This is a genomic window from Kosakonia sp. YIM B13588 (assembly GCF_042788165.1).
Lineage (GTDB): Bacteria > Pseudomonadota > Gammaproteobacteria > Enterobacterales > Enterobacteriaceae > Kosakonia > Kosakonia sacchari.
Genome location: NZ_JBHZPO010000003.1, coordinates 92,509 through 115,596, shown reverse-complemented (window position 1 = coordinate 115,596; position 23,088 = coordinate 92,509). Strand labels below are relative to the sequence as shown.

Below are 23,088 nucleotides of genomic sequence, written 5' to 3'. Positions count from 1 at the left end.
GTGCTGATATTTGTTTTATGGCTCAGTGGCGGGCCGCGCCTGCCCAGACCACCATCACTTTGTCTTCACCCTGTTCACGGACAAAACCGTAGCCCTGCGGCAGTGTAAGCGTGGTCTGTTTGCCCATGCCCAGCGCCGGGTGACGCGCACGGAACTGTCCCAGCGTTTGCCAGTGCCGCAGGCTGGCGGCGCTTTTGCCGTCGAGATCCTGCCAGTTCATATCCGATCGCGTCCCTTGTAGCGGATCGGATCCTGTCGGGCCAAACGGCCGCGCGCTTTCATCACCGTAAAAGATCTGCACTGCGCCGGGGGCGAGCAGCAAAAGCTCTGCGGCTTGTTGACCGCCCTCGCGGAACAAGCGGGTATCGTGCGAGGAGAGATAGCTCAGCACATTAAAGCTTTGCAGTTTGTCGGCCATCTGTTGCCAGACGGTATCCATATTTGCCAGGCACGATACTGCGTCGGCGGCCTGTTGCTGATAGTCAAAATTGATCATCGCATCAAAACCATGGCGGTAATAATCACTCTGCATCACACCGTGGCCCCAGGATTCGCCTGTCATCCAGAAAGGGGCGTCATCGATTTTTTTCTGCGGATTGGCCTTTTTCCATTCGGCGAGCGCCGCCGTGGCCTGCGTTTTTAATTGTTGCCAGGCTGCCAACTCGACATGTTTGGCAGTATCAACGCGAAAGCCGTCAATGCCGTACTCGCGCACCCATTCACTGAGCCAATGGGTGAGATAATCGCGCGGCGTAAATCCTGCGATTTCATGTGCGTGCGTATCCGGCTTGTGGCGATAAAACACCGGCAGCCCGGAAGGCGTGGTGGATTCGGTTTTCAGATCCGGCAAAAATGCCAGCGACATGGTGAGGTCGTCAAAACCGGGGTTGTCATAATCGCCGATATCGGTGCGGATCCAGTTCTTACCCCACCAGTTTTGCCAGGCGTTTTTATCGCTAAAGTTGATGTAATCGTTGAAGCTGTGCCAGCTTTGCCCGGCGGCGGGACGCCAGTCTGTCCAGTGTTCACCGAGGATCTTTTTACGCTCTTCGTCTTTCAAATACAGCGCGCCGAACTGGAAGGTTTGCATATCGGCCAGCGTCGCATAGCCGGTGTGATTCATGACTACGTCAAACAGTACGCGAATGCCGCGTCGGTGTGCTTCATCAACCAGCTTACGCAGATCGTCTTCGCTGCCCATGTTGGCATCGAGGCGCGTCCAGTCCTGCGTGTAATAACCGTGGTAGGCATAGTGGGGGAAATCGCCTTTTGTACCGCCGCCAACCCAACCGTGGATCTGCTCCAGCGGCGAACTTATCCATAACGCGTTAACGCCAAGTTGTTGTAAGTAATCCAGTTTGCTGGTTAGCCCTTGCAGGTCGCCGCCGTGAAAGGTGCCAATCTCCTGCATGCCATCTTTGTGCCGCCCGTAGCTGTTGTCATTGGCGGGATTGCCATTCACGAAGCGGTCGGTAAGGACAAAATAGACCGTGGCGTTATGCCACTGAAAGGGGGCTGCGCCCTGCGTCTGCGCTTTTTCCAGCAGCAAAAGACCGTCACTTTCCGGCACGGGCTGCAGGGTGATTTTCCCGTCGCGTACCGTGGCGGTTTGCTGGCTGTAGAAATCGCGTACCAGGCTGCCTTCGGGGAAGGTGTTGCCAACAGGCACGGTCAGCGGCTTATCGTCACGCACAGGGCACTGGCGCGTAACGTTAACCGGTGTTTCGCTGGCCTCGCTTTTAACACTTAGAAGCAATGTTGGCGTGCCGGAGCGGGTATCGAGTTGTATCTGGTAATCGCCATCACGGAATATCCGCCACTGCGGCGTACGCCCACTGCAAGGCTTCAACGAAAGCATTTGGTTCAGCTTGATGTCGCTGGCGGGCTGCCAGCATTGCTGACCCTGCTGTAACGCGATCGAATGCTCGCCTTTTTTCAGCGCAGCCTGACTGCGCCAGAGACCGGTGCCGTCGTCAGTTAAAGGGGGAAAACCGGCGGCGGACCAGTTGGCGAGAGCGATGCCGGGAAGCAACAGCAGTAACAGTGCGGAGTGTTTCATCGGATGTCCCAGTGATGGCGATTTTACCCAGTTTGCCACTCCGCCTGGCGGGGAAACTCCTCCCTGGTCGTAATCGCCAGGGAGGAGGGAGCAGGGTGAGCGATAGCGCACATATCGTTGATGTGAATTTGCGATAACCGCCACATTTATAAGAGATTGTCCGTTTTGTGTGCAGTTTCCTGGTGACATGATTTCAGAATTGGATTATTTCTGTACGTGCTCTTGCAGGCTATTTTTGGTATGATTTGAGATTCAGCTCTCAAAATCGTGCAAAAAAGAAGGTGTTGGAATGTTCATATCCGACCAGGAGACCTAATGATATCGATACCCATGCGACGACTTGGGGCCACGATACTCATGTTTTCCACCTTGATATTTTCAGGTGGGGTGCTGGCAAAGACGCACACAGAAACAGCGAGTCACAAAGCCCACGTCACTAAGGCAAGCGTAAAAAAACAGGCAAGCAGTAAACAAGAGTATTCTCGCAATAGTGTAAAAAGTAGTTCACTTCCTGATTTGCGAAAATACCCTTCCGGAACACCAAGGAAAAAAGCGTTTCTCCGGACGGTAATGCCTTATATCACCAGTAAAAACTCTGCGATTACCGCCGAGCGTAACTGGTTGCTGTCAAAACAGTACAACAGCCAATGGTCGCCTGCCGAGCGCACGCGTCTGAAGGATATTACTCAACGCTACAAAATCAGCTGGAACGGGAATACGCGTCGTATCCCATGGAACGCCCTGCTGGAGCGTGTAGACATTATCCCCGACAGCATGGTTGCTACCATGGCGGCGGCAGAAAGTGGCTGGGGCACGTCAAAACTGGCGCGTACCAACAACAATCTGTTTGGCATGAAATGTGCGAAAGGTGCCTGTAAAAACGGGGCTGGCAAAGTGAAAGGTTACTCTCACTTCAACTCCCTGCAGGAATCGGTTGATGCTTACGTCACCAACCTGAATACGCACACGGCCTATGCGTCATTCCGTAAATCCCGTGCGCAGCTGCGTAAAGCGGACCAGGAAGTGACCGCAACCAACATGATTCACAAGCTGAAGGGTTACTCAACCCGTGGCGAGAGTTACAACAACTACCTGTTTGCCATGTATCAGGACAATCAGCAGTTAATCGCCGCCCATATGTAATATCAACTCTGTAAACGCCTTCCAGCCGGAAGGCGTTTTTCTTTGTGCTAGATAAGGATTTCGCTATAGCGGTCGCGATAGTCTTTTGGTGTGCTGTCGTACTCTTTGCGAAACACCGAGTAGAAATATTGCAGCGACGGGTAGCCGCACATCTGTGAGATTTCATTGATGGAGAGCGACGTTGATATCAGCAGGCTACGCGCCTTTTCCAGTTTTTCCGCATGAATCACCGCGTGAATTGTCTCTCCGACCTCTTCTTTAAAACGCTTTTCCAGGTTTGAACGCGAGATGCCGACAGCATCCAGCACCTGATCCACTTTGATGCCTTTACAGGCGTGATTGCGAATGTAATGCATCGCCTGAATCACCGCCGGGTCATTCAGCGAGCGGTAATCCGTCGAGCGCCGCGCCACTACGCGCACCGGTGGCACCAGTAATCGTTGTAACGGCATGGTTTCGTTATCCAGCAGACGATGCAGCAGCTTTGCCGCCTGGTAACCCATTTGCCGGGTTCCCTGCGCCACGGAAGAGAGCGCAACGCGTGAAAGATAGCGGGTGAGTTCTTCGTTATCGATGCCTATCACACACAGTTTTTCCGGCACCGGAATATGTAAATGGTCACACACTTGCAGAACATGGCGCGCGCGTGCGTCGGTCACGGCGATAATCCCTGTTTGCGGCGGCAGCGTTTGCAGCCAGTCCGCCAGCCGGTTTTGCGCATGTTGCCAGTTCTCTGGCGCGGTGGTCAGCCCCTGGTAAACCACGCCGCGGTACTTCTCTTGCGCCACTAACTGGCAGAAGGCGTGCTCACGTTCTACCGCCCAGCGTTTGCCGCTGGAGGCCGGCAGGCCATAGAACGCAAAACGGTGCACGCCTTTCTCTTTCAGATGCAAAAACGCGCTCTCCACCAGCGCGTAGTTGTCGGTCGCGATGTAATGCACCGGCGGGTAGTGCTCCGGTGTGTGATAAGAGCCGCCCACGCCGACAATCGGCACGTCAACATCCGCCAGCAGCCGCTCAATATCCCGATCGTCATAATCGGCAATCACGCCATCGCCCAGCCACTCTTTGATATTTTCAATGCGGGCGCGAAAATCCTCTTCAATGAAAATATCCCACTCGGATTGCGAGGCCTGCAAATACTCGCCGACCCCTTCGACAACCTGGCGGTCGTAGGCTTTATTGGCATTAAATAACAACGTGATGCGATGGCGCTTCTCAAACATGTTGGTTTGCTTCCTGACTTTCCATCCGATCTCATTATCATATTCATCAAACTGATGAATAAAAAAGATCCGGCAGTGTGATCGCGCCTTAATTCACAACTTTCAGGCCCGCCGTTTGGTGGCAGAATCCATCCACACGGCCAGTAGCAAAATGGCTCCTTTGACGATGTATTGCCAGAACGTCGGCACATCCATCATGCTCATGCCGTTATCCAGCGACGCCATGATAAACGCGCCCATCACCGCACCCGCGACGCTACCAATACCGCCTGCAAGGCTGGTGCCGCCAATCACACAAGCGGCAATGGCGTCCAGTTCGGCGATGTTCCCGGCAGAAGGTGAGCCAGCTCCGAGGCGCGAGCTGAGGATCAAACCGGCAATCGCCACCATCAATCCGTTAATCGCGAATACCGCAAGTTTGGTGCGCTCGACGTTAATACCGGAAAGCCGTGCCGCTTCCAGGTTACCGCCAATGGCGTAAATACGGCGGCCAAACGCAGTGCGCGTTGCCATAAACATGCCTGCCAGCAGCAAAAACGCCAGCAGCAGTACCGGCGTGGGGACGCCACGGTAATCATTCAGCAACCAAATAGCTCCAAGCACAATCACCGCGATGAGCGCCTGACGGCCGACCGCCGCTGTGGAGGGAGAGGTTGCCAGCCCCAGCGTCTGGCGGCGCATACGTCCGCGCCACTGCCAGAACACAAAAGCCACCAGGCCCAGCAGACCCACGCCGAAACCGACGCCGTCTGGTAAGTAGCTTTGACCAATTTGCGACATTGCAGCGCTGGTGGGCGAAACCGTGGTGCCGTTGGTTATGCCGATCAGTACGCCGCGAAAAGCCAACATCCCCGCCAGCGTGACGATAAATGACGGGACTTTGCGATACGCCACCCACCAGCCGTTCCAGGCGCCGAGTAGCAGGCCGAGCACCAGTGTTACCGCCACGGTCAGCGGTAGCGGCCAGCCCAGCCAGACATCGAAAATCGCCGCCGCGCCACCGAGCAACCCCATCATGGAGCCGACGGAAAGGTCGATTTCGGCGGAGATAATCACAAACACCATTCCCACAGCCAGGATGCCGGTGATGGCGGTCTGGCGCAGCAGGTTGGAGATATTACGCGCGCTCAGGTAGGCACCATCGGTCATGCCGGTGAAAAACAGCATAATCACCACAATGGCGGCAATCATCACAAATACTTGTAAGTTAAGGGACTTTAGCCCGGAAAAAGCCCCTGGTGAGGCGGTAGTTAACTTGATTTCAGACGGGTTGCTTTTCGACATGATGTTCGCTCCTCAGCGCCGCTTCCATGACCTGCTCCTGGGTCAGATTACGATTGATGAGATCGGCTTTTAGCTTGCCTTCATGCATCACCAACACCCGATCGCTTAATCCCAGCACTTCGGGGAGCTCAGATGAGATAACGATGACGGCGATCCCCTGCTGCACTAATTGGTTAATCAGTTTGTAGATTTCGTATTTCGCGCCGATATCGATGCCGCGCGTGGGTTCATCAAGGATCAGGATGCGCGGATTAAGTAACAGGCAGCGGGCGAGAATCGCCTTTTGCTGGTTGCCCCCGCTCAGGCGACCAATAGCCAGCTCCGGGGAGGATGTTTTCACTTTTAGCCGCTGGAGCGACTGTAAAATGCACGCCTGCTCGGCGGCGTCATCCAGGCTGCTTAACGCGCCGGTAAACTGGCTAAGCGCCGCCAGCGTGATGTTCTTGCCCACTGCCATTACCGGCACGATGCCGTCTTTTTTGCGATCTTCCGGCACCATGGCAATGCCAAAGTCGATAGCCTGCTGGCAGTTGTGGATCTGTACCGCTTTGCCATCAAGAAAGATTTGCCCTTCCCAGCGCCCCGGCCAGACGCCAAACAGGCACTGCACCGCTTCGGTCCGCCCTGCGCCGACCAGCCCGGCGATGCCAAGGATCTCGCCGCGCTTCAGGCTGAATGAAATATCGTTCACCCGTTTGATATGACGGTTTACCGGATGCCAGGCGGTAAGATGTTCAACGCGCAGGATCTCGTCGCCTGTCGCATGCGGTTCATTGGGGTAGAGCGCGGTCAGTTCGCGACCTACCATCATCGTGATGATGTCGTCTTCGCTCATGCCAGCGGCATCACGCGTACCGATATGTTTGCCATCACGGATAACGCAGATGGTGTCCGATATCGCTTTGACTTCATTCAGCTTGTGGGAAATGTAAACGCAGGCGATATCGTGGTTACGCAGGTCGCGGATAATATCCAGCAGCACGGCGGTTTCCTGCTCGGTCAGCGAAGCGGTGGGCTCATCAAGGATAAGCAGCCGCACTTGTTTGTTCAGCGCTTTGGCGATTTCGACCAGTTGCTGTTGCCCGAGCCCTAAATCGCCCACCCGGGTATCCGGCGAAATCGACAGGCTCACCTGTTTGAGCAATTTTTCGCAGCGCAGCGTCATTTGGTCGTAGTCCATCACGCCGTGACGGGTGATTTCCGTACCGAGGAAAATGTTTTCCAGCACGGTTAAATGTTTCACCAGCGCCAGCTCCTGGTGAATGATGGCGATACCTTTTCGCTCGGTATCGCGGATATGGCTGGCTTGCAGGGTTTCGCCCGCAAAAACAATTTCTCCCTCGTAACTGCCAGCCGGGTAAATCCCACACAGCACTTTCATCAGCGTGGATTTACCCGAACCGTTCTCACCGCACAGCGAGAGCACCTCACCCGCGTTAAGGTGCAGGCTGACGTTATCTATCGCCTTTACGACACCAAAAGTTTTGGTGATATTTTTCATTTCAAGTAAGTAAGGCATGGCTGCTCCACGTCATTCGCTGATATACAGCGCCTGAAAGAGATGGCAGCCGACGCGCCCGCAGGCGCGCCGACGGTTTTAGAGCTGGTTTTTCTGATGGAAGCCGTCTTTGATGACAGTAGCGTCGATGTTGTCTTTGGTGACTTCAATTGGCGTCAACAGGCGGGCAGGGACATCTTTCAGGCCGTTATTCAGTGAAGCGTCCGCTTTTGGCGTTTTGCCGTTACCCAGTTCGACGGCGATTTCCGCCGCCGTATTCGCCAGTTGGGTGATTGGCTTATAGACCGTCATGGTCTGGCTGCCGTTAATCAACCGTTTCACGCCTGCGAGGTCGGCATCCTGTCCCGAAATCGCCACTTTTCCGGCCAGTCCCTGGGCACTCAGCGCCTGAATTGCGCCGCCAGCGGTCGCATCGTTGGAAGCAACCACCGCATCAATTTTGTTATTGTTTGCGGTGAGGGCGTTTTCCATAATCTTCAGCGCGTTTTCCGGTAACCAGCCATCGACCCATTGATCGCCGACAATTTTAATTTTCCCACTATCGATATAGGGTTTTAATACTTTCATTTGACCGGCACGGAATAACTTGGCGTTATTATCAACCGGCGATCCACCCATTAAAAAATAATTTCCCTGTGGGACTTTGCTTACCAGGCTTTGCGCCTGTAATTCCCCGACTTTTTCATTATCGAAAGAGATATAGAAATCGATATCGGCATTATTAATCATGCGGTCATAAGCCAAGACTTTAATTCCTTCTTGTTTGGCTTCTTTTATTACGTTACTTAATACCTGGCCGTTGTAAGGAATAATAACCAGCACATCGACGCCACGATTGATCATATTTTCAATTTGCGACATCTGCGTTTCTTCATTTCCGTTGGCGGATTGAACAAACACATTAGCGCCGAGCGACTCGGCTTTTTTCACAAAAATATCGCGGTCTTTTTGCCAACGTTCAAGGCGCAAATCGTCAATCGCCATGCCGATTTTCACCTCTTTGGCATGGCCGAAAGCGCTTGCCAGCAGCAGGGAGGCGCAGAGTGTAAGGCAAAGGTTCTTTATCTTCATAATAGTAATACCTTTTGTAGGGTGAAGGGCGAGATAAAAGAAACATGCACTGCTATAGACGAGCAAATTCTTAACGCAGAATTCCTCGCTGGCAATTACAGATTTTTATCCGGGCGTTACGTTTTTTGGTTTATTTGCTGATTTATGACCGCGATCTTATTTTAAAAAAAGCAAAACCGATTTTGCATAAAAAATAGGAAGGCACCTCGCAGCGGCAGATAGCATTATTTTGCGAGCCAGCGCACGTTTGTGCATTCTCTTAATAGCAGTGTGAAATAACGTAATTGAGCGAGTCAGAGAGAGAATCCAGTATTAACGTCAGATTTGTACACTCGCCAATGGAGCTCATTATGCAAGCTTATTTCGACCAGCTGGATCGGGTTCGTTTTGAAGGTCCAAAAACCACGAATCCTTTAGCGTTTCGTCATTACAATCCGGATGAGCTAGTGCTCGGTAAGCGCATGGAAGATCACCTGCGTTTTGCTGCCTGCTACTGGCACACCTTCTGCTGGAACGGCGCAGATATGTTTGGTGTGGGCTCCTTCGATCGCCCATGGCAACAGCCTGGCGAAGCCATCGCGATGGCGAAGCGTAAAGCCGATGTCGCGTTTGAGTTTTTTCATAAACTCAATGTGCCCTATTACTGCTTCCACGATGTGGACGTTTCGCCAGAAGGCGCATCGCTGAAAGAGTATCTGAACAATTTTGCGCAGATGGTGGACGTGCTGGCGGAAAAACAGCAGCAGAGCGGCGTGAAGCTGTTATGGGGCACGGCGAACTGCTTTACCAACCCGCGCTATGGTGCGGGCGCGGCGACCAACCCGGACCCGGAAGTGTTCAGCTGGGCGGCGACGCAGGTGGTGACCGCCATGAACGCCACTCACAAACTTGGTGGTGAAAACTATGTGCTGTGGGGCGGTCGCGAGGGCTATGAAACCCTGCTCAATACCGATCTGCGCCAGGAGCGTGAACAGATTGGCCGCTTCATGAATATGGTGGTTGAGCACAAACACAAAATCGGTTTTCGCGGCACGTTGCTTATCGAACCGAAACCGCAGGAGCCGACCAAGCACCAGTACGATTATGACGCCGCCACCGTTTATGGCTTCCTGAAACAGTTTGGTCTGGAGAAAGAGATTAAACTGAACATCGAAGCCAACCACGCCACGCTTGCTGGTCACTCTTTCCATCATGAAATCGCCACGGCCATCGCGCTGGGGCTGTTTGGTTCGGTGGATGCGAACCGCGGTGACCCGCAGCTCGGCTGGGATACCGACCAGTTCCCGAACAGCGTCGAAGAGAACGCGCTGGTGATGTATGAAATCCTCAAAGCGGGCGGTTTCACCACTGGCGGCCTGAACTTTGACGCCAAAGTGCGCCGTCAAAGCACTGATAAATACGATCTCTTCTATGGTCATATTGGTGCGATGGACACCATGGCGCTGGCGCTGAAAGTGGCGGCTCGCATGGTGGAAGAGGGCGAGCTGGATAAACGCGTGGCGAAACGCTATGCGGGCTGGAATGGTGAGCTGGGCCAGCAAATTTTGCAGGGGCAGCTTAGCCTCGCAGAGCTGGCGAAGTACGCTGAACAGCAGAACATCGCGCCGCGCCACCAGAGCGGTCACCAGGAGCAACTGGAAAATCTGGTTAACTACTACCTGTTTGATAAGTAAACCGTTCTGCGCCGCCGATAACGCGGCGCACTAAAAAGGAGTGGTCACTATGTATATCGGGATCGATCTTGGCACCTCTGGCGTGAAGGTGATTCTGCTCGGTGAGCAGGGCGAGGTGTTGGCCTCGCATACGGAAAAACTCAGCGTGTCGCGACCGCACCCGCTGTGGTCGGAGCAAGATCCCGAAGCGTGGTGGCAGGCGACAGACCGCGCCATTCTGGCATTGGGCGAGGCGCACTCGTTACAGCAGGTGAAAGCCATGGGTCTCGCCGGGCAGATGCACGGCGCGACGCTGCTTGATAAAGATAACCAGGTGTTGCGCCCGGCTATTCTGTGGAATGACGGTCGCTGCGGCGAAGAGTGCGCGCTGCTGGAAGAGAAGGTCAACAATTCCCGTGCGATTACCGGCAACCTGATGATGCCCGGTTTTACCGCGCCGAAACTGCTGTGGGTGCAGCGTCACGAACCAGAAATATTTGCTCGTGTGGCGAAGGTCTTGCTGCCCAAAGATTTTCTGCGCCTGAAAATGTCTGGCGTATTCGCCAGCGACATGTCCGACGCGGCGGGAACCATGTGGCTGGATGTGGCGAAACGCGACTGGAGTGATGACATGCTGGCTGCCTGCTCGCTTTCACGTGCGCATATGCCTGCGCTGTTTGAAGGCAGCGAAATCACCGGTGAATTGCTGCCCGAGATCGCCCGGCGCTGGGCGATGCCCGTCGTTCCGGTTGTCGCGGGCGGCGGAGATAACGCCGCCGGTGCTGTCGGCGTCGGTATGGCAGACGCAGGCCAGGCGATGCTGTCGCTGGGCACATCCGGGGTCTATTTTGCCGTCAGCGAAGGGTTCCTCAGTAAACCCGAAAGCGCGGTACACAGTTTTTGTCACGCACTGCCTGGCCGCTGGCATTTGATGTCGGTAATGCTTAGCGCGGCGTCGTGCCTGGAATGGGCGGCGAAGCTAACGGGGCTGGAGTCGGTTCCGGCATTGATTAACGCCGCGCAACAGGCGGACGATAACGCCGGGGATCTGTGGTTTTTACCCTACCTTTCCGGCGAGCGTACGCCGCATAACAACCCGCAGGCGAAAGGCGTGTTCTTTGGTCTGACGCATCAGCATGGCCGTGAAGAACTTGCCCGCGCCGTGCTGGAAGGGGTCGGTTTCGCGCTGGCGGAGGGTATGGATGTCGTCCACGCCTGTGGCGTCACGCCGCAGAGCATTACACTTATCGGTGGTGGTGCGCGTAGCGCATGGTGGCGGCAAATGCTGGCGGATATCAGCGGATTGCAGCTTGATTACCGCACCGGTGGCGATGTCGGGCCGGCGCTGGGCGCGGCGCGGCTGGCACAAATTGCCGTCAATCCGCAAACGCCTTTGGCGACGCTGCTGCCGCAACTGCCGGTTGAACAACAACACGCGCCGGATGCTGCCCGACATGCCCATTACGCGCCACGCCGCGAAACGTTCCGCCGTATCTATCAGCAGCTACTGCCGTTGATGTCCTGATTTTTCCTGCTTATCCGGCCCGCTGTTCAGGTGGGCTGGAATCACCCTGATGTTGTCCTTTTTTGGTCTTAGCAGGCGCAAAACTCCTTGCCACAATAGCGTTAACCTCACTGAGCAAGGAGTCCTGAAATGTCCCGCACCGCGCTGATTAACATCGACACACAGCAATCTTTTTTCCATCGTGACTACTGGCAAGAAACAGATTTCGCCGCGTTTCAGCAGGCCATTTCCACGCTTATCGCTGGCTGTGAAGCACGCGGCGTACCGGTTGTCGATATCTTTCATGTCGCCGACAGCGGGCCGTTTTCGCTGGAGAGTGGTTTTGTCGCGCCGATGCCCTTCCTGCAACACCGCGCCGCCGTAACGTTTTATAAGCATGTACATAATGCGTTTACCGATACCGGGCTCGATCACTGGCTGCGCAGCCGCGACATCAACCACCTGATTATTTGCGGTATTCGCACCGAGCAGTGCTGTGAAACCACCGCCCGCGTCGCATCGGATCTGGGGTATCGCGTGACCTTTGTCAGCGAAGCGACACTGACCTTCCCGATGACGCATAAAGGGGTTACGCTGGATTGCAACGCGTTGCGCCACCGCACCGAAACCGTGCTGGAAGGCCGCTTCGCTGCCATTAAAACCGTCCACGAAATTCTGGAACTGTAATGACCACAGATGTCTGGTTTGTGATGTTGCCCGGCGTTCTGGCGCTGGATATGACCGGCCCGGCGGAAACCTTCGCGCTGGCAGGCAACGCCTTTCGCCTGCATTACGTTGGGCCGGAAGCCAATGTGTCGACTTCGATTGGCCTGACGATGGGCAACATTGCACCGTTACCGGACACCTTGCCGGAAGGCAGCCTGCTGGTGCTGCCTGGCGTATCCGATTCCTCACGGTTATTTGATACGCCTCAGGCGAACGCGGTGCGGCACTGGCTGATGCGCCTGCAACCGTTGATCCACAGCCAGAGCATTACGTTGATGTGCGTCTGTTCCGGTGCGGTGCTGGCGGCGAAAGCCGGTCTGATGAACGGCATTCAGTGCACCACTCACCATGATGTCATTGCCCGTTTACGCGCGGTGGCACCTGCGGCGCTGGTCAAAGAGAACCGTATTTTCATTGAGGATCGCAGCATCTGGACCAGTGCGGGCATCACCTCCGGTATCGATCTGGCGCTGCATCTGATTAACCGCTTTTGCGGACCAGAGACGGCGCTGTCGGTCGCGCGGGAGATGGTGGTCTGGTTCCGTCGTTCCGGGGAAGATCCGCAAATTTCACCGTGGCTGCGCTACCGTAACCACCTGCATCCGGCGGTGCATCGCGCACAAGATGCGCTGACGGCGGAGCCGCAAAAAGCCTGGCAACTGAGCGACATTGCCGAGCGGGCGCACGTCAGCCCTCGACATTTAACGCGTCTGTTCCAGCAACATCTCGGGATCAGCGTGCGTGATTATCTGGAGCAGTTGCGGCTGGTGATTGCCGAACAGTATCTGCTGCAAGGGCGCGGCACCGAGCAGGCCGCGCTTGCTGCGGGGTTCTCCTCACCGCGCCAGCTACAGCGGGCGCGCCAACGGGCGATTAACTGACGAAACGGCGTTTGTCGAGGCGTTGCACCAGCATCGACAGCGCCAGGCTTGCCAGCAGCGTGGCGGTGAAAATCCAGACGATATCGAGCAGCGGTGACGCGTGGATTTCAACGCCGCGCGTGCGCAGGGCGTGAATAATCAGCGCGTGAAAACCGTAAATACCCAGCGAATGGTGAGAAATCAGCGTCAGCCCCGGCAGCGTGCGGCTATTCAGCGTGTTTTTGATGAGCGTAAACAGCGCAATGGCGCACAGAAAGACCATCGGCCCGCAGTAGAGATACCAAGTATCGGCGAAATTGCCGCGCCATTTCAGCTCATTGAGCGTACCGCGTGAAATCACCAATACCGCGGCTAAAAACAGGGCGGCACAGGCCCAGCTTAATGCCCGTTTTTGCGTCTCCATCATGCCAATAGCGCGCCCCAGCATGCCGTACAGAATGTAGTAAAACGTATCCCCGCCAATATAAAGATTGACCGGCAGCCACTCAAAACCGCCGATTTTCTGCGGCACCGTATTCGGGTTGGCCACAATGCCAATCACCACCACTAATGCCAGCAACATTTTGCTGCTGAGCGCTTTCACCTGAATCAGCGGCGATACCAGGTAAATGACGATAATGGCGAAGAAAAACCACAGGTGATAGAACACCGGTTTTTGCAGCAGATTTTTCAACGACAGCTCGCTGTTAATTGAGGTGAACAGCACGATATAGAGCAGGGCGATAAGGCTGTAGAACACCAGACAAAGCGCAATGCGCAAGAAGTGGCGCGGCTGTGCGCTGCGTTCACCAAAAAAGAGGTAGCCGGAAATCATAAAAAACAGCGGCACGCTAACGCGGGAAGCGGAGTTGAGGATGTTGGCGATATTCCAGTCGAAAGTGGTAATGCTGGCAGGATTGGTGATGTACCAGGTGGTGGTATGGATCATCACTACCATTAAACAGGCTATCCCTCGCAGATTATCTATCCAGTAAATTTTCGACTGCATCAGTTCCTCTGTTTTCACGTTAAAGACAACTCCCTCAGACTGTAAGATTATCTACCTGTCTCATTAGATAATTCTGAGTTTTACCGCTCTTGCTTGTGCGTTTTGCGCAGATTTGCAAAATTTGCGTCCCCCGCCTTTAAAAATAACAGCCCACGAGCAGGCAGTGATAAAAATGATGAAGTGTATTGCCCCCGCGCTGGTGCTGCTATTAGCAGGTTGCAGCGCCTCTGCAGATATTCCCGCGCAGCAAGCGCAAAAAGCCAGACCCGGCCCCGAACATTCGCTGGATATGGAAAATTTATGCAGACAAAACGCCGCACGCCGTTACAACACCGGCGTACAACAAATTGATGTCACTGGCTTTGAGCAATTTCAGGGCAGCTATGAAATGCGAGGTATGACGCCGCGCCGGGAAGCCTTTGTCTGCACTTTTGATGCGGAAGGCCAATTTTTGCACCTTTCGATGCGCTAAACCGCCAGATTCCCGGCCGGCGGCGCGTGCTTTCCCCAATTTTCCTTAAACAAACCCGTTTCGTACTGTATATCTTGCAGCCAGCGGGTATACTGGGCGCTTCCTTTAAATCCACACGTATCCAGCACGAAAGAATATGCAAAAGTTTGATACCAGGACCTTTCAGGGTCTGATCCTGACCTTACAGGATTATTGGGCTCGTCAGGGCTGTACCATTGTTCAACCTCTGGACATGGAAGTGGGCGCTGGTACATCGCACCCGATGACCAGCCTGCGCGCGCTGGGGCCAGAACCGATGGCAACCGCGTATGTGCAACCTTCCCGCCGTCCGACCGATGGGCGCTATGGCGAAAACCCGAACCGTTTACAGCACTATTATCAGTTCCAGGTGGTGATTAAGCCGTCTCCGGATAACATTCAGGAGCTGTACCTCGGGTCACTGAAAGAGCTGGGTATGGATCCGACCATTCACGATATTCGTTTCGTGGAAGACAACTGGGAAAACCCGACGCTGGGTGCCTGGGGTCTTGGCTGGGAAGTGTGGCTGAACGGCATGGAAGTGACGCAGTTTACCTACTTCCAGCAAGTTGGCGGTCTGGAGTGTAAACCGGTTACCGGTGAAATCACCTACGGTCTGGAACGTCTGGCGATGTACATTCAGGGCGTGGACAGCGTTTACGACCTGGTCTGGAGCGACGGCCCGCTGGGTAAAACCACTTACGGCGACGTGTTCCATCAAAACGAAGTGGAGCAATCCACCTACAACTTCGAATACGCGGATGTCGACTTCCTGTTCAGCTGCTTCGAGCAGTATGAAAAAGAAGCTCAGCAGCTGCTGGCGCTGGAAAACCCGCTGCCGCTGCCTGCCTACGAGCGCATTCTGAAGGCCGCCCATAGCTTCAACCTGCTGGATGCGCGTAAAGCCATCTCCGTGACGGAACGTCAGCGCTATATTCTGCGCATCCGCACGCTGACCAAAGCAGTGGCTGAAGCGTATTACGCTTCCCGTGAAGCCCTTGGCTTCCCGATGTGTAACAGAAATAAATAAGAGGCGGCCATGTCTGAGAAAACTTTCCTGGTGGAAATCGGCACCGAAGAGCTGCCACCAAAAGCCCTGCGCAGCCTGGCCGAGTCCTTCGCTGCCAACGTTACCGCTGAACTGGATGCGGCGGGTGTCACCCACGGCGACGTGCAGTGGTTTGCTGCGCCGCGCCGTCTGGCGGTAAAAGTCGCGAAACTGGCGGCTTCCCAACCGGATCGCGAAGTTGAAAAACGCGGCCCGGCGATTGCCCAGGCGTTTGATGCTGAAGGCAAACCGAGCAAAGCGGCTGAAGGTTGGGCGCGCGGTTGCGGCATCACCGTCGATCAGGCCGAGCGTCTGACCACCGACAAAGGTGAATGGCTGCTCTATCGTGCGCATGTCAAAGGCGAAAGCGTGGAAACGCTGCTGCCGAACATGATTGCTAACTCGCTTGGCAAACTGCCGATCCCGAAACTGATGCGCTGGGGCGCGTCGGACGTGACTTTTGTCCGTCCGGTTCACACCGTCACGCTGCTGCTGGGCGACACCGTGATTCCGGCAACCATTCTGGGTATTGCGTCCGATCGCGTGATTCGCGGCCACCGCTTTATGGGCGAGCCGGAGTTCACCATCGATAACGCCGATCAGTACCCACAAATCCTGCTGGAGCGCGGCAAAGTGATTGCCGATTACGACGCGCGTAAAGCGAAAATCAAAGCGGATGCTGAAGAAGCGGCGCGCAAGATTGGCGGCAATGCCGATCTGAGCGACAGCCTGCTGGAAGAAGTGACGTCGCTGGTGGAATGGCCGGTGGTGCTGACCGCGAAGTTCGAAGAAAAATTCCTCGCTGTTCCGGCGGAAGCGCTGGTTTACACCATGAAAGGTGACCAGAAGTACTTCCCGGTGTACGGCAATGACGGCAAACTGCTGCCGAACTTTATCTTCGTCGCTAACATCGAATCGAAAGATCCGCAGCAGATTATCTCCGGTAACGAAAAAGTGGTGCGCCCGCGTCTGGCGGATGCTGAGTTCTTCTTCAATACCGACCGCAAAAAACGTCTCGAAGATCATCTGCCGCGTCTGCAAACCGTGCTGTTCCAGCAACAGTTGGGTACGCTGCGCGACAAGACCGATCGTATTCAGGCGCTGGCAGGCTGGATTGCCGGGCAGATTGGCGCGGATGTAAATCACGCCACGCGCGCGGGCCTGCTCTCCAAATGCGACCTGATGACCAACATGGTGTTCGAATTCACCGACACCCAGGGCGTGATGGGCATGCACTATGCGCGTCACGACGGCGAAGCAGAAGACGTTGCGGTGGCGCTGAACGAGCAGTACCAGCCGCGTTTTGCCGGAGATGAACTGCCGTCGAACCCGATTGCCTGCGCACTGGCGATTGCCGATAAGATGGACACCCTCGCGGGCATCTTCGGTATCGGCCAGCATCCGAAAGGCGATAAAGACCCGTTCGCACTGCGCCGCGCGGCGCTGGGCGTGCTGCGTATTATCGTTGAGAAAAACCTGGCGCTGGATCTGCAAACCCTGACTGAAGAAGCGGTGCGTCTGTACGGCGACAAGCTGACCAACGCGAAAGTGGTCGATGATGTGATCGACTTTATGCTGGGTCGTTTCCGTGCCTGGTATCAGGACGAAGGTTACAGCGTGGATACCATCCAGGCGGTGCTGGCGCGTCGTCCGACCAAACCGGCAGATTTCGATGCGCGTATGAAGGCGGTTTCGCACTTCCGTACGCTCGACGAAGCGGCGGCGCTGGCGGCAGCGAACAAGCGCGTTTCCAATATCCTGGCGAAATCCGACGAGACGCTGAACGATATCGTTCACGCCTCGGTGCTGAAAGAAGCGGCGGAAATCAAGCTGGCGGGTAACCTGGTGGTGCTGCGCGATAAACTGCAGCCGTACTTTGCCGAAGGTCGTTACCAGGACGCATTAATCGAACTGGCGCAGCTGCGCGAGCCGGTGGATGAGTTTTTTGAGAACGTGATGGTGAATGCCGACGACAAAGACGTGCGTATCAACCGTCTGACATTGCTGTCTAAACTGCGTGAACTGTTCCTGCAGGTGGCGGATATCTCTCTGCTGCAGTAATCGTCATGGCAATAAAAAACCCGCTGCGGCGGGTTTTTTTATGTCTGGCGTCAGGGCTGCGGCGTGTTTTGCTCGCCGGGATAAGGGACGAACTGCGTAAACGTGGCGTTGACGCGAACGTTGTTACGGCCTGCGCGCTTGGCTTCATACAACGCATTATCAGCGCTCTGGATAAGCTGCCCGTACTCGGTGTGGCTTTTCTGGCAAAGACTGGCGACGCCAATACTGACGCTGACGATTCCACCGGGGGAACTGGCGTGGGGTAAATCCAGCAGTTGTACGCTGGTGCGGAGTGTCTCGGCGAGTTCAACGGCATCGGCACAGCGGGTTTCAGGTAACAGGGCGCAAAACTCCTCTCCGCCGTAACGGAACAGGACATCGGCAGGGTTTTTCAGCGCGCCGCGCATCGCGGTGGCGATTTGCTGCAAGCACTCATCGCCGCGCTGGTGACCATTGCAGTCGTTATAAAGTTTGAAGTAATCCACATCAATCAGCAGCAGCGAGAGCGGCTTGTTATTGCGCTTGCTGGCGCGCCATTCACGCTCAATGCAAAGGTCGAAATAACGGCGGTTACCCACACCGGTCAGCCCATCTGACAGCGATTGTGACAGCAGCTCATGCGCCTGGTCACGCAGTAGGGATTCGCGGCGCACGGCGGCGGTAACATCGACTATCTGAATCAGGCAATAACGTTCCGCATCGCCTAACGGCACAATGGTGACCGCCTGGCTCAGGCGCGCGCCAGGGCGTGAAGGTTCGGCGTAGAGCGGGAAGGGTGAACGGTGCAAAGATTGCGAAAGCAGGGCAGATAAATTGTGGCCAATAGCCTGACGAATCGCATCGCCGACACGGTGATATGCCAGGTCGGGGAATACGCTAAAAAAATCCTCGCCAACCGTATCGCAGGCCGCACGCCCGGTGTGCGTTTCTAACCACGCGTTCCACAGGGCAATACGGTAGTGTGCATCAACAATGATCACACCGAGGCTTAAGGATGAAAAGGCATCAAACAACAACTTATCTTTCATTTTCAATGCATTCCGTCTGGAACACTGCCGGTTTCTACGCGGCTGATATAAAGCCGGATCTGTTCACGTAAGTCGCGCAGCGCGGACATATCAAGGATAAAGGCGAGATATCCCTGAATCTGCTGGCGCTCAAGCGCAAAATCGATGCGCAGCATCATCACCAGCGGGTCGTTGTCATCTTTATTCGGGTTGAGGATCTGCTTGCTGCTGCCCACACGAACGACGGGCAGCGAACCTTGGAGCTCTTTCTGGAACATATTGGCCAGCGTCCCGACACAGGCGTTGAGCACAATATTACCAATTTCGCTCATCGCTTCGCGTTCCATCTCGCCCAACTCATGCGCGGGGATCAGGTCACCCACCATCATGCGCACAATTTCAAAACTGGCGGCTTCAGGAAACATCAAAATCGCTTCAGTGGCATAAGCACCCTGATAGTGCTGGCTAATACCGAATAACGAGATGCCCGCTCCCAGCTCGTCAGCAGCTTCAGAGCGCGGCGTAAAGCGGATTGTCGGCACCGACATCCGCACTTCTTCATTGACGATATTGCTCATTGCGGCGGCGGCCTGGCCGACACCGATGTTGAAGATCTCCATCAGGCTGTCGGTTTCAATTTCGCTGATATCCGGCAATTCACTCATGGATGTGCCTCCAGGCTGTTCAACAACGCGTGGAGTTGCGGCTCTTTCAGCGGTTTTGGCAGAAAGCCAAGACCGAGCGCTTGCGCAGCGGTTTGGATGGAGTGCTGAACGTTGGCGGTGAGCAGAATGATATGCGTGCCAGGGTGCGTCTGGCGGATGCGCGAAGCGGTTTCCATGCCGCCAATACCCGGCATGTTTACATCCAGCAAGACAGCATAAGGTATGCGCGTTGATGTCAGTTCGATCGCCTCTTCGCCCGTTCCGGCTTCGTCGATTTTCCAGTCCTTGTGCAGGCTGAGCACATACTGGCGTGAAATCATGCGTGACAGGCGGCTGTCATCGACAATCAGGATATATTTCGACATCATTCATTCTCGTCTGGTTATTCATTGCCTGAAAAGGACAATGCAAAGCGCCCGGGGTGGCTCTCTTCCCTGATGAATGCGGCTTAACGTCTCAACATCGTTGTGTTTTCACATAACGCGCTGTTTCGTTGTTTCCTTTGTGAAATTCTCTTCCCGGTTTACACGCACGGCCTGCTACTTTTAGTTAAGTCATCATATTCATCGGCAATAACATGCAAATGATTAGCCTCTTTATGACGAGATGGTGAAAATTTAATCTTGAAGAGGGGAGATGATGCGACTATTCTTTGCGCCGACGAACCTCTCGTCTCACCGGAGCGCCCTCTGAAAATGAACAAACACGACTGATGAACTCGGATCCTTGCTAAACGCGCAGGCGTCAGCAGGGGATATATTGATTTCATTCAGGAGTGCTTATGGCTCATTGCGCCCAGATCCCCGCTTTTATTTTGCATCAGCTCACCTGTCAGTTTGCGACGGGCGAGACGCTTTTTGGCCCGCTTACCCTCTCCCTTGAACCGTCGCTGTGCGGCCTGGTGGGGCGCAATGGTGTGGGCAAAACGCAATTACTCCGTCTGCTTGCCGGGCTAGCCACACCTGCCGGCGGGCATATCGAACGCTTCGGCACGCATACGTATGTTGCCCAGCAGCACGCGGTTTCTGCGCATACCACGCTTGCGGAACTGCTGGGTTACACAGACGTTTTCGCGGCCCGCGAGCGCGTCGAACAGGGCGCTTACCAGCCCGACGATCTCGACAAACTTGAAGGGTACTGGGATCTGCCGGAACGCCTGGCAGCAGCTTTTTCTGACGCCAGACTTCCTGCTTTCGACCCGAATAGACCTGCCATTACGCTGAGCGGTGGCGAGCGCGTGCGGGCACTGTTATGCAGTGCGTTTATCGCCAGGACGGATTATCTGCTGCTGGATGAACCGACCAACCACCTCGACAGGCAGGGGCGTGAGTGGTTTTACGCACAGCTGGCGCAGCGAAACGGTGGGGTGATGGTGGCGACTCACGATCGCGAACTGTTGGCGCTGATGCCGCGCATTCTTGAACTCACGCCCAGTGGGTTGCGCAGTTATGGCGGTAATTATGGCGACTACCAGCGCCAGCGCGATGCAGAGCAGCAAGCCGCGCGGGCAATGCTTGAACACGCCGCCAACGAGCGTCGCCGTACCCGCAGCAGAATGCAGAAAGAGCATGATGCCAGCCAGCGGCGCTCGGCGCAGACGCTGCGAACCGTCGATTCGTTAAATATCGCCTCGTTTGAACGCGTGAAATACAAAAACGCGGCGAAAGAGCGGCCCGATAGCTGGCGCAAGCAGCACCGCGACCAGAATGAGGCGCTTAACGCTGCCGTTAACCAGGCGCGCGAGCGGGTGGAAGAGGAGTTGCCGGTCCTGTTTACGCTGCCTGGCAGCCATCTTCCCGACGGTAAGCAGGTGCTGGTGATGGAGGATTTGCTGCTGCCGCACGTGGCGCTTGCTCCGCTTAACTGGCGTATGGATGGCCCGATGCGCGTAGCGGTGCGTGGGCCGAATGGTTGCGGTAAATCGACGCTACTGAAAGTGATCCTCGGCGAGCTGGCTCCCCGCGCCGGTCGGTGTCAGCGCGCGGTCACCTGCGCGTACCTTGATCAGCATTTATCACAGCTCGATCTCTCGCTGTCGGTGCTGGCGCATCTCAATGCTGGCGATACGCCGATGGAGGAGGGCCTGCTGCGCACCCGTCTGGCGCAACTGCAACTGGGGGCAGATAAAGTAGTGTTACCGCTGGCGGCGCTGAGCGGTGGCGAGCGGTTAAAAGCGGCGCTGGCGACATTTCCTGGCGCGATGCTGGTGGTGTCTCATGATGCGTCATTTCTGCAGGGATTAACGCTTACGCACAGTCTGGTATGGCGGGAAGAGGGCTGGTACTGCGAAGCGGAGTAAGGTGGACATTAACCCCCGGATTAGCGGGGGTTCTACCATCACTATTTATTCAATTAATTGCTTACTGAGCGTTGGGTTCGCATGAATCAGACGCATCAGTTTCATCTCGGTGGCAGTGGGTTTTATTCGTTGTGATTCCCATTCATGAACCATCGATACTGAGACTCCCATGGCACGAGCGAAGTCATCAATTTTAAGCCCGGTTCCACGTCGCAATTGTTCAAAGTCACTAAAGAAATTCGGCTTTTTGCTCAGGGTTACCGGCTGCGTTAGGTCTTTTTTAAAAACAATTTGTTCCAGGCTGCTTAGCAGCTCAAATTCTGGATCTTTATATTCCATCGAGCACTCCTCGTAAAATCACACAGCGGGATCGTGATACAGCTCATTAAGAATAGTCGTGAAAATTCCTGGTGTGGTGGTTGCGCCAGTGATTATTTATGCGTCGAAACGTTTTGATGCTGTTGAAATACACGTTTTGACACGCCGTTACCGCTTAATTGCTTGATTACTCTCAGGCTGCATTTATTCAGTATATTTTTGTAAACCTTCAGCAGAATTTTCGATTAAGAATAATCTGTACAGATTCGCGGAAAATTTCATGCCAGGTCGGTTTCGCGCGTTTAAGAATGCATTGAAGGGGTATCTTGCGAAGCAGACCTGGACTATCCTTGTAAGCCTTCAGGCACGCGTGTGCCGGTATGCGCTTTTATGGGTGAAAGGAGTAACAAAATGGCGACAGGAAAGTCCTGCTCTCGCTGGTTCGCGTCTCTTGCGGCGTTATTAATGGTAGTAAGCCTGAGTGGGTGTTTTGACAAAGAGGGCGATCAGCGCAAGGCGTTTATCGATTTCCTGCAAAATACGGCCATGCGCAGCAGCGAACGACTGCCCGCGCTGACGGCGGATCAGAAAAAACAGTTTGGCCCGTTTGTCTCTGATTATGCCGTGATTTATGGCTATTCCCAGCAGGTTAACCAGGCGATGGACTCCGGTCTGCGTCCGGTGGTGGACAGCGTTAATGCTATCCGCGTGCCGCAGGATTATATGACGCAGCGTGAACCGCTTCGCCAGGCCAACGGTTCGCTGGGCGTGCTGAGCCAGCAACTGCAAAACGCAAAAATGCAGGCCGATGCGTCGCATGCCGCGTTAAAACAGGCTGACGATCTGAAACCGGTTTATGACCAGGTGTTTACCAAAGTGGTCACTAATCCGGCAAATGCGTTGCAACCGCTGATCCCGGCGGCACAGGTATTCACTCAGCAACTGGTTCAGGTGGGTGATTTTATTGCTCAACAGGACACGCAGGTGAGCTTTGTTGCCAACGGTATTCAGTTCCCGACGTCGCAACAGGCCAGTCAGTATAACGCGCTGATTGCGCCGCTGGCGGCGCAGCATCAGGCGTTCAACCAGGCCTGGACGGCAACCGTCGCTGCCACACAGCAGTAATCTGGCGCAGGCAAAAAAAGAG

20 protein-coding genes are annotated in these 23,088 nt (G+C 55.0%); 10 read left to right on the top strand and 10 right to left on the bottom strand.

What is annotated here, in order from left to right; translation table 11 throughout:
* Positions 1–22 precede the first annotated feature (22 nt).
* On the bottom strand, positions 23–2,059 hold the full coding sequence (locus tag ACFX4U_RS07995; protein ID WP_313509458.1) for an alpha-amylase: 2,037 nt from the start codon (positions 2,057–2,059) through the stop codon (positions 23–25).
* A 315-nt stretch (positions 2,060–2,374) separates the two neighbouring features.
* Between ACFX4U_RS07995 and ACFX4U_RS07990 the strand changes: the two genes are divergently transcribed.
* Entirely contained in the window at positions 2,375–3,202 is an 828-nt protein-coding gene (locus tag ACFX4U_RS07990) for a protein bax (RefSeq protein WP_249880215.1), read from the top strand.
* Positions 3,203–3,249: 47 nt separating this feature from the next.
* Here ACFX4U_RS07990 and xylR read toward each other — a convergent pair whose 3' ends face one another.
* The 4 genes from xylR to xylF form a co-directional block, all read right to left on the bottom strand.
* Positions 3,250–4,428: a D-xylose utilization transcriptional activator XylR gene (gene xylR / locus ACFX4U_RS07985; protein ID WP_017458213.1), complete on the bottom strand. Its 1,179-nt coding sequence runs from the start codon at positions 4,426–4,428 to the stop codon at positions 3,250–3,252.
* A 102-nt stretch (positions 4,429–4,530) separates the two neighbouring features.
* On the bottom strand, positions 4,531–5,712 hold the full coding sequence (xylH, locus tag ACFX4U_RS07980; protein ID WP_305734697.1) for a xylose ABC transporter permease XylH: 1,182 nt from the start codon (positions 5,710–5,712) through the stop codon (positions 4,531–4,533).
* A complete protein-coding gene (locus tag ACFX4U_RS07975; RefSeq protein ID WP_313509454.1) occupies positions 5,690–7,231 on the bottom strand; it encodes a xylose ABC transporter ATP-binding protein in 1,542 nt (513 codons plus the stop codon). The genes xylH and ACFX4U_RS07975 overlap by 23 nt, the downstream gene beginning before the upstream one ends.
* Before the next feature lie 78 nt (positions 7,232–7,309).
* Positions 7,310–8,302, bottom strand: a complete 993-nt coding sequence (xylF, locus tag ACFX4U_RS07970) for a D-xylose ABC transporter substrate-binding protein (RefSeq protein ID WP_020455712.1) — start codon at positions 8,300–8,302, stop codon at positions 7,310–7,312.
* A 350-nt stretch (positions 8,303–8,652) separates the two neighbouring features.
* Here xylF and xylA point away from each other — a divergent pair, with 350 nt between their 5' ends.
* The 4 genes from xylA to ACFX4U_RS07950 all read left to right on the top strand — a co-directional run bounded on the left by xylA (position 8,653) and on the right by ACFX4U_RS07950 (position 13,065).
* Positions 8,653–9,975, top strand: a complete 1,323-nt coding sequence (gene xylA, locus ACFX4U_RS07965; protein WP_017458217.1) for a xylose isomerase — start codon at positions 8,653–8,655, stop codon at positions 9,973–9,975.
* Positions 9,976–10,024: 49 nt separating this feature from the next.
* Positions 10,025–11,479 (top strand): xylulokinase, encoded by a 1,455-nt coding sequence (xylB, locus tag ACFX4U_RS07960; RefSeq protein WP_313509451.1) that lies wholly within the window; start codon positions 10,025–10,027, stop codon positions 11,477–11,479.
* Positions 11,480–11,608: 129 nt separating this feature from the next.
* A complete protein-coding gene (locus tag ACFX4U_RS07955) occupies positions 11,609–12,145 on the top strand; it encodes an isochorismatase family protein (protein ID WP_313509449.1) in 537 nt (178 codons plus the stop codon).
* Entirely contained in the window at positions 12,145–13,065 is a 921-nt protein-coding gene (locus ACFX4U_RS07950) for a helix-turn-helix domain-containing protein (RefSeq protein WP_313509447.1), read from the top strand. Before ACFX4U_RS07955 ends, ACFX4U_RS07950 begins: the two co-directional genes overlap by 1 nt.
* On the opposite strand, the gene ACFX4U_RS07945 is transcribed toward ACFX4U_RS07950, so the two are convergent.
* Positions 13,058–14,053 (bottom strand): acyltransferase, encoded by a 996-nt coding sequence (locus tag ACFX4U_RS07945; RefSeq protein ID WP_200551227.1) that lies wholly within the window; start codon positions 14,051–14,053, stop codon positions 13,058–13,060. The two genes, ACFX4U_RS07950 and ACFX4U_RS07945, sit on opposite strands and share 8 nt — an antisense overlap.
* Before the next feature lie 172 nt (positions 14,054–14,225).
* On the opposite strand from ACFX4U_RS07945, the gene ACFX4U_RS07940 reads away from it, so the two are divergent.
* The 3 genes from ACFX4U_RS07940 (at position 14,226) to glyS (ending at position 17,652) form a co-directional block, all read left to right on the top strand.
* Positions 14,226–14,525 carry a YsaB family lipoprotein gene (locus tag ACFX4U_RS07940; RefSeq protein WP_175273629.1) on the top strand — a complete coding sequence of 100 codons (300 nt, stop codon included), beginning with the start codon at positions 14,226–14,228 and terminating at the stop codon, positions 14,523–14,525.
* Positions 14,526–14,661: 136 nt separating this feature from the next.
* Positions 14,662–15,573: a glycine--tRNA ligase subunit alpha gene (gene glyQ, locus ACFX4U_RS07935; protein WP_017458223.1), complete on the top strand. Its 912-nt coding sequence runs from the start codon at positions 14,662–14,664 to the stop codon at positions 15,571–15,573.
* A gap of 9 nt (positions 15,574–15,582) precedes the next feature.
* Positions 15,583–17,652: a glycine--tRNA ligase subunit beta gene (glyS, locus tag ACFX4U_RS07930; RefSeq protein ID WP_200551228.1), complete on the top strand. Its 2,070-nt coding sequence runs from the start codon at positions 15,583–15,585 to the stop codon at positions 17,650–17,652.
* Between the two features lie 50 nt (positions 17,653–17,702).
* Here glyS and ACFX4U_RS07925 read toward each other — a convergent pair whose 3' ends face one another.
* Genes ACFX4U_RS07925 through ACFX4U_RS07915 form a run of 3 tightly spaced genes read right to left on the bottom strand, consistent with a single transcriptional unit; the run spans position 17,703 to position 19,692 of the window.
* Positions 17,703–18,680: a GGDEF domain-containing protein gene (locus tag ACFX4U_RS07925; RefSeq protein ID WP_305734702.1), complete on the bottom strand. Its 978-nt coding sequence runs from the start codon at positions 18,678–18,680 to the stop codon at positions 17,703–17,705.
* A 2-nt stretch (positions 18,681–18,682) separates the two neighbouring features.
* Positions 18,683–19,324, bottom strand: a complete 642-nt coding sequence (locus ACFX4U_RS07920) for a chemotaxis protein CheC (protein WP_249880206.1) — start codon at positions 19,322–19,324, stop codon at positions 18,683–18,685.
* Positions 19,321–19,692 carry a response regulator gene (locus ACFX4U_RS07915; RefSeq protein ID WP_313509440.1) on the bottom strand — a complete coding sequence of 124 codons (372 nt, stop codon included), beginning with the start codon at positions 19,690–19,692 and terminating at the stop codon, positions 19,321–19,323. Before ACFX4U_RS07915 ends, ACFX4U_RS07920 begins: the two co-directional genes overlap by 4 nt.
* Before the next feature lie 413 nt (positions 19,693–20,105).
* Here ACFX4U_RS07915 and ACFX4U_RS07910 point away from each other — a divergent pair, with 413 nt between their 5' ends.
* Positions 20,106–21,623: an ATP-binding cassette domain-containing protein gene (locus tag ACFX4U_RS07910; protein ID WP_380217949.1), complete on the top strand. Its 1,518-nt coding sequence runs from the start codon at positions 20,106–20,108 to the stop codon at positions 21,621–21,623.
* A gap of 45 nt (positions 21,624–21,668) precedes the next feature.
* Here the strand turns inward: ACFX4U_RS07910 and ACFX4U_RS07905 are convergent, their stop codons facing one another.
* Positions 21,669–21,962 carry an HTH-type transcriptional regulator gene (locus ACFX4U_RS07905; RefSeq protein WP_305734705.1) on the bottom strand — a complete coding sequence of 98 codons (294 nt, stop codon included), beginning with the start codon at positions 21,960–21,962 and terminating at the stop codon, positions 21,669–21,671.
* Between the two features lie 390 nt (positions 21,963–22,352).
* Between ACFX4U_RS07905 and ACFX4U_RS07900 the strand changes: the two genes are divergently transcribed.
* Positions 22,353–23,066: a DUF3053 domain-containing protein gene (locus ACFX4U_RS07900; RefSeq protein ID WP_065369626.1), complete on the top strand. Its 714-nt coding sequence runs from the start codon at positions 22,353–22,355 to the stop codon at positions 23,064–23,066.
* Positions 23,067–23,088: the final 22 nt, after the last annotated feature.